The organism is Fulvivirga ulvae, from assembly GCF_021389975.1.
Classification (GTDB): domain Bacteria; phylum Bacteroidota; class Bacteroidia; order Cytophagales; family Cyclobacteriaceae; genus Fulvivirga; species Fulvivirga ulvae.
Genome location: NZ_CP089981.1, coordinates 4,329,604 through 4,342,859 on the forward strand (window position 1 = coordinate 4,329,604; position 13,256 = coordinate 4,342,859).

A 13,256-nucleotide genomic window follows, 5' to 3' on the forward strand; every position below is an offset into this window, starting at 1 on the left:
TGCTTAACCTGAGTTTAACACCTTAACAGTAATTATTTTTTATAGTATGTGGAATAAATTCCACACTCGTAGAAAGTTTACGCAACCGGTCCGCAAATGACTTCAATAAAATCCTTAAGAATTATTTTTGGGATCATTATAGTTATCCTTTTTGCCCTTTCGTATCTGGCATACAGAAACCTTAACCAGTTCATGAAAAATGCCCAGTGGGTTAACCATACCAATATTGCGCTAAGAGAGCTGGAGAAGGTTATTTCCTATGTAAAGGATGGTGAAAATGCCCAGCGAGGGTACCATCTTACGCAGGATTCGACTTACCTTACGCCTTACTATAACAGCAAATGGATGGCGCTCTCAAAAGTTAGTATGATAGACAGCCTGATACTTGATGACATTCAAAAACCAAGAGTCGACTCGTTAAACAAACTTGTAAACAGGCAGTACGCTATTATTGAAGAGATTATAAGGAGGGACAAGAAAGAAGACTTTAATGAATTTGGTGACAGCCTTCTTTACAGCGGGCACAAGAATATGGCTGCTTTGCGTGCTCTTGTAGACAGGATGGAAGATCATGAGTGGAAACTGCTAAGGGAAAGAACTTCACAACAGAATTACTCAAGTGATATAGTGCCGTTACTCATTTTTCTGAGCCTGGTATTTGCCATTATAGCTGTTGCATATCTGTTTTCCCAGGTATATAAATCGCTAAAAACCAGGATTGTTACGGAAACAGAATTGGAAAGAAACTTAATGCAGCTTAGTGAAGAGGTCAATAAAAAAGTGCTTGTTCAGGAGTCGCTGCAGAAAGTACTTGATAACTCGGCAAGCGCAATAATGTTTCTTAAAGCCTTAAGAAATGATCAGCAGGAAATCTTTGATTTTGAGATTGTACTGTCCAACAGAAGTGCTGACAAAGGTAGTAAGAATAGAAGACTGCTGGAGTCCTATCCAGGTGTAAAAAATACAGGTCTTCTGAAAATGTATATTGATGTGGTGGAAACCGGGAAGACGAAAAAGCAGGAGGTATTTTATGGGGAGGATGGATATAACTCATGGTTTGATATTTCGGCGGTAAAACTTGAAGACGGATGTGTGACCACCAGTACCGACATAACCGAAAGAAAAAGAGATGCAGAACTCATAAGAGAGAACCAGCGGAAATTTGAAGCCATATTTAATCAGACATTCCAGTTTATAGGGCTACTCGACCACGCAGGCCGTTGGCTCGATGCCAACCAGACTGCCCTGGCTTTCAGCAAAACGCCAAAGGAGTCCATAATTGATGAATATCTATGGGAAGCCCCCCTCTGGAAACAGTCGCCTGAGTCTTCGCAGCTATTAAAAAATGCAGTAAAAAGAGCATCCGGGGGCGAATTTGTAAGATATGAGATGGAGATAGCCGGTAACGCCCATGAGATGCTCACAGTAGATTTTTCTCTTAAACCAATCAAAAATGACGACGGTGAAATAGAAATGATCATACTGGAGGGCAGAGATCTTTCAGAACTGAAAAAAGCAGAAGCGGAACGCTCCTTTACCCTGAAACTAAATCTGATCATCGCCAACTCCAATTCCTTTGACGAAGCTGTAAACAGGATTTTTCAGCAAATAGCCGAGCGATTTGATCTGGACTATAGTGAAATATGGTTGCCGGATGATACCGAGTTATATATGTCAGACATTTTTTACGCCAGAGACCCTGAGCTTGCATTACTCCATGAGTACTCCAGCTCTATGAGGATAAACGGCGAGCAGGGTTTCCCCGCTTATGTTATGAGAACTCATGAGTTGGAATATATAGCTGATATTAACCAGGTTTCCGACAAACGACTGATCAGGAAACAGCAGGCTACAGAGCTTAATTTGGTCTCGGCCTTTGGTATCCCTGTAATTTTTAATAGTGAGCTCGTACTTGTTTCAGTCTTTTTTTCCAAAAAGCCAATGAAAGAGATCCAGGAGATTATTAGTGCTATCACCCAGATATCCTCTTCTCTTGGTGCTTTATTGATAAGGAAAAAGACCCAGGATGAGATTGAAAAAAACAATATCATCCTTGCCGCCGCCGAGTCAATGGCTAAAATGGGGAGCTGGGAGTGGAACCTTCAGCATAATAAAGTAAAGTGGTCTAGAGGGGTGTATGAGCTGCATAATACTACTCCGGAGGAACTGACCCCGACTTATGACACCTTTTATCAGTTCCTTTATGATGAGGACAAAGAACGGGTGGAAAGGGAGCTGAGCGAAGCTGTAAAGAATAAAACAGCTTACCACGTAGAGTTTAGGGTGCAATTAGAAAATGGCGATGTAAGAACCCACAGCGCTTTAGCAACACCAAAGATTGATGCAAACGGCCAGGTAGAGAGCTTTTATGGTACAGTTCAGGATATTACCCGACAAAAGGAATTTGAGCACAACATCCTGCTTAAAAATGAAGAGCTGAAAAAATCCAACGAGAACCTGGAACAGTTTGCTTATGTGGCTTCACACGATCTGCAGGAGCCCTTAAGGAAGATCCGGGCATTTGGAGACCGGCTGGTGACCAAATATACCGAAGCTCTTGATGAGAGAGGTCGTGACTACATCTCGCGTATGCAGGGGGCAGCGGAAAGAATGCAGTCGCTTATAGATGACCTGCTCAAGTATTCGCGAGTGGCCCGAAACATAAAGCCATTTGTTAAAATAGAACTCAATGCCATTCTCAATGAAGTATTTAGTGATCTCGAAGTCAGAATTCGCGACAGGAATGCGGAGATTAAAGTTGGTAAACTGCCACAAATAGATGGTGACAAAATGCAATTGAGACAATTGTTTCAAAACCTGATCAGCAATGCTATAAAATTTACGCCTGAGAACAGAAAACCGCTCATTACCATAACGGCGAAAAAGGTAAAGGGCTCCAGTCTAAATCAGAGGTTTGATTTTAATTCAAGCCCGGTAAAACATTTTGTCGAAATCAACATTAAAGATAATGGGATTGGTTTCAATCCCAAATATGCAGAACGCATATTCAATATCTTTGAGCGGCTGCATGGCAGAAGTGAGTTTAAAGGCACAGGTATAGGTCTTGCCATCAGCCAGAAAGTAGTACAAAACCATAAAGGTTTAATAATAGCTAAAGGTGAAGAGGGAATAGGGGCGACATTTACAATTATACTACCAATAAACAACAACAATCATGGGTAATCAAAACATAGCAAAGACGATCACAATTCTTATGGCCGACGACGACCCGGATGACAGGATGCTGGCACAGGATGCGCTCTCGGAAAATCGACTGGCCAATGATCTGCATTTTGTTGAAGATGGCGAAGAACTTCTTGATTATTTGTATAAAAGAGGCAAATACAATGAAAATAATGCTCCAAAGCCGGGACTGATACTTCTGGATCTCAATATGCCAAAAATGGACGGCAGGGAGGCACTCAGGCATATTAAAAGTGATGCTGAACTAAAGCGAATACCAGTTGTTGTACTTACTACATCTAAGGCCGAACAAGATATTGTCAGGAGTTATGACCTGGGGGTTAACTCCTTTATTTCCAAGCCTGTTACTTTTGAGGAGCTGGTAGACGTTACCCGGCGCATTGGTGATTATTGGTTCGGAATAGTAGAGTTGCCAAAAGGAGATAAAAACAATTAAGACATGGTGAAACAAAAAAGTATCAAGGTGTTTTTGATTGATGATGACGAAGATGACTTTGTTATTGTAAAGGATTACCTATCGGAGTTAAATGGTAGTACTACTTTTAGCCTGGACTGGGAGGCCGATTTTAACAAGGCACTTGATACTGTTTGTACACAGCAATACAACATTTGCCTTGTCGACTACCGGCTTGGAGAAAAAAATGGCCTTGATTTTATAAGACATGTCCGTAAGAGAGACTGCGATACCCCATTAATACTCCTTACAGGTAAGGGTGACAGGGAAATAGATTATCAGGCCATGAAGCTGGGCGCTTCTGACTACCTGATAAAAACAGAAATTGATGCCAGTATGCTTGGTCGCAGTATCAGATATGCAATTAACCACAGCAACTCTATAAAAGAACTGAATGCCAAAGAGGAAAAATACAGGTCACTTTTCGAGAGGTCAGTTGATGCTATTTACATGATCAATAAGGAATACCTGTTTCTTGATGTTAATGACAGCATGATGAGGTTGCTGGGTTATACCAAGAACGAATTCCTAAAAATGAATATGAAGGATATCTTTCAAAGTGAAGATCAGTATACCTACTACCATAGCAGGCTTACAAAGGAAGGGCACCTGAAAGATCTGGAAGTTCATATGGTAAAGAAGGACGGTGCTAATATCACCTGTCTTATCAATGGTATAGCATTAAATGACAACCTTGGCAATATCTATGGCTACCAGGGCATTATCCATGATCTGACAATGAGGAAGAGAGCCGAGGAAGAACTTTTAATGGCAGAAAAGCTGACCATGACCGGGCAAATTGCCAGGAGTATGGCTCATGAAGTCCGCAACCCGCTGACTAATCTTAATTTAGCCCTTGAGCAGTTGAGGGATGAGGTGGTGGATGAGGATGACACTGCATTATATTTTGATATTATTCGGAGAAACGCAGACCGTATCGAACAGCTAATTACAGAAATGCTTAAGTCATCGAAACCCAAGCAGCTTAATCCGGAGGTGAGAAATATTAATGATGTGCTCAATGAGACTCTCGAGATGACTAATGACAGAATAAAACTCAGAGGAATAAAGCTTATAAAGAACTTTGAGGAGGACCTTCCGCTTGTATCTTTGGATAGAGAACAATTAAAAACAGCTTTTCTCAATATCATCATTAATGCTATTGAAGCGATGAAGGAGGGAGAGGGCATATTAAATGTAGAAACTAATTCCAATGGAGAGACCGTCATGGTTTGCATTGCTGATAATGGCAAAGGCATTCCCCGGGAAGAAATCAAAAAACTATTTGATCCATTCTTTACCGGTAAGAAAGGGGGTATGGGCCTTGGGCTGACATCTACTCAAAATATAATCAACAGCCACCATGCGCGTATAAATGTGGAAAGTGAGCTGGGAAAAGGCACTGCCTTTAAGATCAGTTTCCTGAAACATTTTTCGCAGACATAGAAGGACTAATTGTTGGACACTAACAGGATTTTGACATGAGTACTGAAGTAATTAATCCGGCAACCGGTGAAAAGATCAGAAACTATGAAGAGCTATCAGTAAATGAGGCTTTCGAAGCTGTTGATAAAACCCACCAGGTATGGCAGCAGTGGCGCAATACCACATTTAACGAACGCTCCCGATATATGCTCAATGCAGCACGTATTCTTAGGGAGGAAAAAGAAAAGTGGGGGCAGCTCATGACAGCGGAAATGGGCAAGGTCACCAAATCAGGTATTGCTGAGGCAGAAAAGTGTGCATGGGTATGCGAATATTACGCCAATAATGCTGAGAGATTTCTTCAGATTGAAGAAGTTGAAACTGATGCTTCAAAGAGCTTTATTTCATATCAGCCCATTGGGGTAGTGCTGGCTATAATGCCCTGGAACTTTCCCTTCTGGCAGGTACTGCGTTTTGCTGCTCCTGCACTGATGGCCGGCAATGCAGGGGTACTCAAGCATGCCTCTAATGTACCCGGTTGCGGCAAAGCTATCGAAGAAATCTTTAAAAGGGCGGGCTTTCCGGAACACCTGTTTACCACACTGCTTGTAGGATCCGACAAAGTAAATGATATTATCGGTCATGAAAAGATAAGGGCGGTTACCCTGACGGGTAGTACCCCGGCCGGGCAGGCAGTAGCTGCGAGAGCCGGTGAATTGCTAAAAAAGACAGTATTAGAGCTTGGAGGCAGCGATCCGTACGTGGTTTTGGCTGATGCTGACCTGGAGGCCACTGTAGAGGCATGTGTTACAAGCCGATTAATAAATACTGGTCAGAGTTGTATTGCTGCCAAGAGATTTATAGTAGTTAAAGAACTCAAAGCGCAGTTTGAAAGTATGATGGTGGAAAAAATGAAGTCTAAAGTACTGGGAGACCCCTCAGATAATCAAACTGACCTTGGACCTATGGCCAGAGCAGACCTTAGAGATGACTTACACGAACAAGTTCGGCAAAGTATGGATGCTGGCGCAAAGTGCCTTTTAGGAGGTGAAGTTCCTAAAGGTAAAGGAGCTTTCTATCCTGCTACTGTGCTTACAGATGTAAAACCGGGTATGCCCGCATATGATAATGAGCTGTTCGGTCCGGTAGCCGCCATCATAGAAGCCCTGGATGAACGAGATGCAATAAGAATAGCCAATGATACCAGCTTCGGTCTTGGAGCTGCCGTTTTTACCCGAAATGAGCAGAAGGGTAAACATATCGCAGAATATGAACTGGAAGCAGGTAGCTGTTTTGTTAATTCTTTTGTTAAATCAGATCCTCGCTTACCATTTGGAGGGATTAAGGAAAGCGGGTACGGTCGCGAATTAGGCGTTTTCGGGATCAGAGAATTTGTTAATATAAAAACGGTTTATATTAAATGACAAGACAAGTAGCCAATCTTGTACTTGTTATCCTTATCAGCGCTCAATCAATAACCCATGCCCAAACTTCAGATTCTCTTGCCGTGCCAAAGAAAAAATGGCATCAGACGAACTTGGTTAAAGTAGCAGGAATACCCATTGTGCTCACCGGTCTGGGCCTGGCGGCATCGAATGAGGGGGCACCTGTTAACAGATTTAAAGTACAGCGTGGTCTTGCCTATGAGTTTCCTGATTTCAGTTCCACCCTTGATGACTATATGAGATACGGCCCCCCTGCGGCAGTTTATGCACTTGATTTTTTTGGTGTTAAAAGTAAGAATAGTTTTAAGCACAAAACTCTGATATTTTTGAAAGCTAATATAATGGGTTTTGGGCTGGCGTTTCCACTCAAAGGGATTACTAAGGTACGAAGGCCTGATGAGAGTAGCTCTGCGTCATTTCCTTCATTGCATACGGTACAGGCTTTTATTGGTGCTACCTTTATGCATAAAGAACTTGGGCACAGGAGTCCATGGTACTCAATCGGTGCCTATACTGTGGCAACAGCCACTGGTTTTTATCGCATGCTTAATAATAAACATTGGCTTTCCGATGTGATGGTAGGGGCGGCCATAGGTATTCTGTCGACAAACGTTGCCTATATTACCCATCAATACAAAGATGGAAACAAGAAGAAAAAAGGACAGGTCCGGGCTTTTATAACTCCGGCAATCTCTTCAAAGTCATATGGTGCCGCTGTCGTTTTGCTGATCAGATAGTGTAGATATATCCCCACAATTCCACAAGAACTCATTGTTATTTTGATATTAATATGCTGATTTTCAGTGATTTATAATTAAAGATGTTAAAGGTACGATTTTTAAACCTGTAACAATATTTAATATTAAATAACAGTTAATAATGTCTAAAACATATATATCATTTTTACTTATACTATTTATAAATCTTCCAGTTCAGTCACAACCCAGAGTCGCAGAGTCTCCTTATGAAGTCAACGAAGAACTAGAGATCGCTCTGGGTCTCATCGGTGCCGGCATAACAGCATATGGATTCTACAAAATTGAACAAAAATCTGGTGCTGATTCATCCACTGTAGTGAATCTGGTACTTGAAGATGATGTAATTGAGCTTAACCGAAAACATCAGCCTCGCTATTCGGAGCAGGCCAATAAAGACAGCGATATCTTCTTTTACGGTTCATTTCCTCTACCTTTTTTATTACTGCTAGACGATAACATTCGCCGGGATGCAGGCCGAATCAGTATTATGTACATCGAGGCACTGGGGCTAACTGGTACAATGTATACCATGACGGCTGCCAATGTTGATAAGTTTCGGCCTTTGGTATATTCAGAAGATGCTCCCATGTCGGAACGAACTTCAGGAGGCGCAAAGAATTCATTTTTTGGAGGGCATCCGTCACTTACCGCTACATCAACCTTTTTTGCGGCAAAAGTATTTTCAGATTATTATCCTGAACGCAAAGGAATGCATGTGCTTTTGTATTCGGCAGCTACCGTTGCCACTTTGGGCAATGCTTATCTACGTTTCAAGGCAGGCAAACATTTTCTTACCGATTTAATGATAGGGGTTCCCCTGGGAGCTATAAACGGTGTGTTGATCCCTCAACTACATAAAGTAAGAGATGTAAATCATGATAAGAATTTGTCATGGAATTTCTTTACAGGTAATGCTCATGGCCTTAGCGTCACGTATAAATTTTAATTTATGGAAGAGTTCAGAGACGATTTGTATATTCTGCTGGATGTAATTATAGCCACAGTGCTAACAGCAATTATTGGGTTTGAAAGGGAAAGTGCTCACAAACCGGCAGGAATGCGCACCAATATGATCGTTGGTGGAGCAACCTGTATGATTGTGGCGATTACGGTGCCACTGGTAAATTTCATTAATGAGTATAACCCGTCTGAAATTATCCGCACTGATCCTATCAGGGTACTGGAGGCTATCGTGGTTGGAGTGAGCTTTATCGGTGCCGGAACCATAATTAAAGCAGAGCATAAAGAGCGTGTTATCGGGCTTACCACTGCCGCTACCTTGCTTTTTAGTTGTGCTATTGGAGCAAGTGCTGCACTGAAGCAGTACGTGCTCGCCATTGGCGCCACTTTTTTGGTTATTGTTATCAATTATGTCGTAAAAGAAGTCACACGTTATTTTTCCGATAGTATGGAAAGGTAGCTCATGATTAAACTAGTGATTTCGGAGCGCCTCGATTAACTCATTTTTTGACATTTTGGATCTGCCTTCAATCCCTACTTCTTTGGCTTTCTCATAAAGGTCTTCCTTAGACCGGGCTTCGTATTTACTGGATTGTCCCCCCTTTTTTCCGGGCTTTTTACTATTTGCTATTCGGGCAGCTTTTTCTTTACTTATACCTTCGTCTCGAAGTACCTCATATTTTTCATCATTCTTTATTGATGATCCGTGATTCTTAGCCATAATATTAGATGTTTGATACATCATAAAGGCTGAAAGAACCATACCAAAACGAAAAAAGTCAATCAGATCATTATTAATGAAGAGCACCCTTTATAAGGATGTGGAAAGACTGCTATAACTCCGTAGAAGAAAATGTATTTTATTTATCAGAAAGCTTCTTTACTTCTTTCTTTAGCATTTCAAGGTCATTTTCAAGCTTCTCCATTCTTTTGGCATCCACCAATCCTGATTCTATGAATACGGAAGTGATTTTGCCTTTAATTTTCCAAAGTTCTAGTATTTTACTACTTTCCAGGCTATAGGTCTTGAAGCGGCTGTTGTCACTTTTAAGAATTAAAAGCTTTTTGTCATTTTCATAGTAGTATACCCTTTTTGCTACAATGCCATCTTTTGTAATAACCACACACAAAGTACCATTTTCTACAGACTCTTTGTTTTCGCTATATTCACAGATTACTATTTCCCGGGGGTAAACCGTTGGGATCATACTTTCGCCCTCAATCTCGAAAAGCCGGTAACTTCCGTTCTCAAAACCGGGAATTTGGTAAACTTTTAGCGTCTTTATATACTCAGGGTTTTCAAAACCTTCTATATATCCTGCGTGGGCTTCCTCCCTCACTAATGGAATCACCGAAAGATCATCGGATCTTACGTCAATAAAAACCTTTTGAGTATCAACTTTATTGGATTGACGTTTTTCATCGTAAAAAATTTCTCCTACACCATTAACTATCCAATTGCAATTTACGTTGAGTTCATTACTTAAATTGCGTAAAGTGTCTAGTGATATTTGAGATTTTCCACTTTCTATTTGAGAAAGGGCACCTTGAGAAATTCTTATTTTTTCTGCGAATTTTACCTGAGATAACTGCAAGAGTTCTCTTAGCATAGTTATTCTCCGGGGCTCAAATTTTGTTCCTTTCTTCTTCATTTATTAATAGGCTTATAAAACATTATGATATTAGTCTTGTGATATTGTTCCGTATTAGATACATTCACACTGACTTGTCTTTCGTTTGAAAGAATACCAGATCCCTTATAAAGCTATCAAAAAGTTAGGCAAATACTCATTGAATAAAAAAATATGCTAAAAATAACTTCAATAATTATTGCGGAAGATGATTCCGATGATAGACTTTTAATTGAGGATGCTTTAAATGAGAATAACATACCTAGCGAAAAGTTGATTTTTGTTTCCGATGGAGAGGAATTAATGGATCGGCTTAAAGACAAAGCTAATCAGCCAGCCATGGTGTTTCTCGACTTGAATATGCCCAAGAAGGATGGGCGGCAGGCGTTGAAGGAAATTAAGCAGGATGAAAAGCTTAAACATATTCCTATCATTGTTTTTTCAACTTCAAGCTCAGAAGAGGACATTAGAACTTCTTATAAAAACGGAGTAAATACCTATTTTACAAAACCTTCGAAATACAGCGACATGCTGGAAATAATAGCTGCGGTTAAGGCGTACTGGTGGGAAAAGGCCGCTATAGTAAACGTTAATGGTTAATCAGTGTGTGGAATATGACCGACGCGCTATCCAGCTTTGCCCTTCTTTCTTTTAAAATACGGACATGCTTTTCTCCGAGTTGGCGATACACTGACTCAGGATACACTCTGAATGCGTTATCAATTACAGAGTCGCTTAATACATTTTGCACATGTTCTGCCTGGCTGATAAACTGATCTAACGATACGTTTCTGAGGATATACCGGTCAATATCCTTTGAGTTTCGGATCAGCCCGGATATATCGTCATACTGAGCATTGAAAGACTGAAACTTATTATTGATGGCCAGGGCAACCTGGTTTAATAACCCGTCATCAAATTTAAAGAAAGCCATGTCTCTGTCCATCACAATAGGACGTGCGATAGGCAAAGTTTCTGAATGATAAACGGCCCATTCATACTGGCCCCCGTGCCTGTCCCAGTCACTGATAGTAAAATCAAGCAAACGAGCCTTGAGGTATTCGAGTGAGTCTATTACCAAACTCTTATTCATAGCTCCGGTTAATACCTCCTTCGTAGAAATTATGTCATCCGGATGGTTAAAATTATAACTATCTGTCCATGATTTGTCAGGTTCTTCTTCCAGTATCATTACCCTTCCAGACAATTGTGCCTGAATAACTTCTGTCATCGTACTATCATAAGGTATGAAATACATTGTTGGCGAAGTATGCAAAATATCTAGTGCTTTTTCGAACCGTTCGGTTACCAATGCTCCAAAAGGGTTAAGGGCTGAGGCCTGATCTCTGAATAATGGTCGCAAAAAAGAATACTGTAAAAATACAGGTAAAGCTCTTGACTGATCCTTGTTAACTGATCTTAAGGTATAGGTTCTTTCACTTTCATTTTTCAATTTAACGCTGAACGTTTGTTGTCCCCCGCCAACTTCTTCAAAGGTTAAACCTCCCATTATAGTATCCATTTCAAAAACGGGTAGATTAACAGGTGTTGCCCACTGAGTTCTGTAGTGGTCACCTAAAATTCGAGTAGCTATTGCACCGCGATTGTAGAAATCGGAGAGCAACACGGTTGCAGAGTCTCCTAAATGTCTGACATTATATAATTGTTTTGCGCTATACAGCCTATATTCATCTGAAAAAGCTTTTTTCTCCCGGTCATTAAATAGATTAGGCAATAGAAAAGCTGCAGCAAGGGTCACAACCAATATAAGTAAGCTCGTACGTAATATTTTGATTATCATGTTTATTTCATAATTAAACAGGCCATAATAATGCCACTGGTTGATCAACGCTGTGACATATGAAATTTAGTTATAACCTGCGGAATTAAAAGCGAACATTGAGGGGATAATTCCACATCTTATTAAAATTTTATGCATGGAAGCATTCCAATGTTTTCGGCAAGGTATTTTCAGCTTTATTCTTTCAAAAAGAAGAATTATGTCAATATTAATGGTAATACTAACTTTACTACTGCCGCCTTTGGCAGTGGCTATTAGATATGGGATTGCGTCGAGTGAATTCCTTATTAATCTGTTACTAACTCTTTTGGGATGGTTACCCGGAGTAATTCATGGGTTCTGGGTTCAGTCGAAAACAACTTAAAACTGTAAAATGTAGTGTTGTTTTCGTAAGTCTGGTTTAAAAAATACCAGACCCATCTGATAAAGGTCAATGCTGAGGCTTACCCGGTAATGGGAGCGTATCTCATACCACGCCTGCTCCATTTCCTTTGACCAATGGATATCATCAAAAATAAAACACGACTGATCATGAATTTTTGTAAGCATGATATCGAAATAAGATATCGTGGGAGCATAACGATGATTGGCATCCACAAAGGCAACATCTATTGGCAATGAACTTTCTATAAATGACTGCAGGTTATCGTCTATGTTGCCTTCAATAATTCGTGCGTTTTTTGCACCAAACTGGTGAAAGGTATTAGTCGCAATTTTGCATAGCGATGGTGATCCTTCAAAAGTTGAAACTATAGCATTTTTATTACTTGTAGCCAAATACAAAGTATTTACACCCAGCGATGTTCCAAGTTCCAGAATATTTTTAGCCTCAAGAAACCTGCACAGCCGGTATAACATTTCAGAGTACTTGTTGCTGGTTAAACCCTTTGTAGCTATATCACTGATTTTTCTGGTATGGTCGTTGGAAACCTTAGAGCCCGCGCCAAAATCAATTACCGGTATGGTTTGGTTGCTGCTTTTATATTGGTTTCTCAGCATTTCTAAGGCTTCAAAATGATTGTTTTTATCACTGGCCTTTAATACCGAGGTATAAAGCTCATAAATATAAGGTGCCTGTAGAGAATGTTTGTCTACTGCATTCAGCCAGTACTTTACGTAGCTGGTGAGTTGGTGAAGTTTTGACAATTTAATTCAGTTTGAACGGGGCTACCATGTTAAATTCGGGAATAGTTACTTCAAACCGGTGGCCATCAACTATTCTTTCCATAAGATAAGTGCCTAGCATCTTACCAAGACCTGATTTTAGGTTGCACCCGGAAACATACTGATGATACTGGTTAGGTTCTAAAATAGGTTGCTGACCTACAACACCTTCGCCTTCTACTTCTCTGGATAAAAAGCCAGCATCATGTATATGCCAATGTCGTCTTAGTAATTGGATCGTATTTTCACTTTGATTTTCAATGGTAACCTTATAGGTAAATACATAATGGTACTGACTTGGGCTTGAATAGGCCGGCTGATATTCGGTTTCTACACTTACCTTAATGCCTTTTGTTATTTCAGTTACCATAATCGTTTTTTTTACATGTGAGTAAAACAGGGTCAATTATTGCC

The 13,256-nt window shown here is 40.4% G+C and carries 14 protein-coding genes; 9 read left to right on the forward strand and 5 right to left on the reverse strand.

Annotation, left to right across the window (positions count from 1 at the left end):
* Positions 1-96 precede the first annotated feature (96 nt).
* From LVD17_RS18510 to LVD17_RS18540, 7 genes are all read left to right on the forward strand, one after another.
* Complete coding sequence (locus LVD17_RS18510) at positions 97-3,183, forward strand: ATP-binding protein (RefSeq protein ID WP_233760497.1); 3,087 nt, start codon at positions 97-99, stop codon at positions 3,181-3,183.
* Positions 3,176-3,640 carry a response regulator gene (locus LVD17_RS18515; protein ID WP_233760498.1) on the forward strand — a complete coding sequence of 155 codons (465 nt, stop codon included), beginning with the start codon at positions 3,176-3,178 and terminating at the stop codon, positions 3,638-3,640. Before LVD17_RS18510 ends, LVD17_RS18515 begins: the two co-directional genes overlap by 8 nt.
* A gap of 3 nt (positions 3,641-3,643) precedes the next feature.
* Positions 3,644-5,104 carry a hybrid sensor histidine kinase/response regulator gene (locus LVD17_RS18520; RefSeq protein WP_233760499.1) on the forward strand — a complete coding sequence of 487 codons (1,461 nt, stop codon included), beginning with the start codon at positions 3,644-3,646 and terminating at the stop codon, positions 5,102-5,104.
* 35 nt (positions 5,105-5,139) lie between these two features.
* Positions 5,140-6,507: an NAD-dependent succinate-semialdehyde dehydrogenase gene (locus LVD17_RS18525; protein ID WP_233760500.1), complete on the forward strand. Its 1,368-nt coding sequence runs from the start codon at positions 5,140-5,142 to the stop codon at positions 6,505-6,507.
* Entirely contained in the window at positions 6,504-7,265 is a 762-nt protein-coding gene (locus LVD17_RS18530; protein ID WP_233760501.1) for a phosphatase PAP2 family protein, read from the forward strand. The genes LVD17_RS18525 and LVD17_RS18530 overlap by 4 nt, the downstream gene beginning before the upstream one ends.
* Before the next feature lie 142 nt (positions 7,266-7,407).
* Positions 7,408-8,232, forward strand: coding sequence for a phosphatase PAP2 family protein (locus LVD17_RS18535; protein WP_233760502.1), 825 nt, complete (start codon positions 7,408-7,410; stop codon positions 8,230-8,232).
* 3 nt (positions 8,233-8,235) lie between these two features.
* The gene (locus tag LVD17_RS18540) at positions 8,236-8,706 is read left to right on the forward strand and encodes an MgtC/SapB family protein (RefSeq protein WP_233760503.1); all 471 of its coding nucleotides are present in this window, start codon (positions 8,236-8,238) and stop codon (positions 8,704-8,706) included.
* Positions 8,707-8,718: 12 nt separating this feature from the next.
* Here LVD17_RS18540 and LVD17_RS18545 read toward each other — a convergent pair whose 3' ends face one another.
* Positions 8,719-8,967 (reverse strand): DUF7218 family protein, encoded by a 249-nt coding sequence (locus LVD17_RS18545; RefSeq protein WP_233760504.1) that lies wholly within the window; start codon positions 8,965-8,967, stop codon positions 8,719-8,721.
* Between the two features lie 139 nt (positions 8,968-9,106).
* Positions 9,107-9,898 (reverse strand): XRE family transcriptional regulator, encoded by a 792-nt coding sequence (locus LVD17_RS18550; RefSeq protein ID WP_233760505.1) that lies wholly within the window; start codon positions 9,896-9,898, stop codon positions 9,107-9,109.
* A 153-nt stretch (positions 9,899-10,051) separates the two neighbouring features.
* Here LVD17_RS18550 and LVD17_RS18555 point away from each other — a divergent pair, with 153 nt between their 5' ends.
* Positions 10,052-10,477, forward strand: coding sequence for a response regulator (locus LVD17_RS18555; protein WP_233760506.1), 426 nt, complete (start codon positions 10,052-10,054; stop codon positions 10,475-10,477).
* Here LVD17_RS18555 and LVD17_RS18560 read toward each other — a convergent pair.
* Complete coding sequence (locus tag LVD17_RS18560; RefSeq protein WP_233760507.1) at positions 10,467-11,678, reverse strand: hypothetical protein; 1,212 nt, start codon at positions 11,676-11,678, stop codon at positions 10,467-10,469. The two genes, LVD17_RS18555 and LVD17_RS18560, sit on opposite strands and share 11 nt — an antisense overlap.
* Positions 11,679-11,889: 211 nt before the next feature.
* On the opposite strand from LVD17_RS18560, the gene LVD17_RS18565 reads away from it, so the two are divergent.
* The gene (locus tag LVD17_RS18565) at positions 11,890-12,042 is read left to right on the forward strand and encodes a YqaE/Pmp3 family membrane protein (RefSeq protein ID WP_233767973.1); all 153 of its coding nucleotides are present in this window, start codon (positions 11,890-11,892) and stop codon (positions 12,040-12,042) included.
* On the opposite strand, the gene LVD17_RS18570 is transcribed toward LVD17_RS18565, so the two are convergent.
* Together LVD17_RS18570 and apaG are read right to left on the reverse strand one after the other, a co-directional pair.
* The gene (locus LVD17_RS18570) at positions 12,039-12,824 is read right to left on the reverse strand and encodes an O-methyltransferase (RefSeq protein ID WP_233760508.1); all 786 of its coding nucleotides are present in this window, start codon (positions 12,822-12,824) and stop codon (positions 12,039-12,041) included. The genes LVD17_RS18565 and LVD17_RS18570 overlap by 4 nt on opposite strands.
* Position 12,825: 1 nt before the next feature.
* The gene (apaG, locus tag LVD17_RS18575) at positions 12,826-13,212 is read right to left on the reverse strand and encodes a Co2+/Mg2+ efflux facilitator ApaG/CorD (protein ID WP_233760509.1); all 387 of its coding nucleotides are present in this window, start codon (positions 13,210-13,212) and stop codon (positions 12,826-12,828) included.
* Positions 13,213-13,256: the final 44 nt, after the last annotated feature.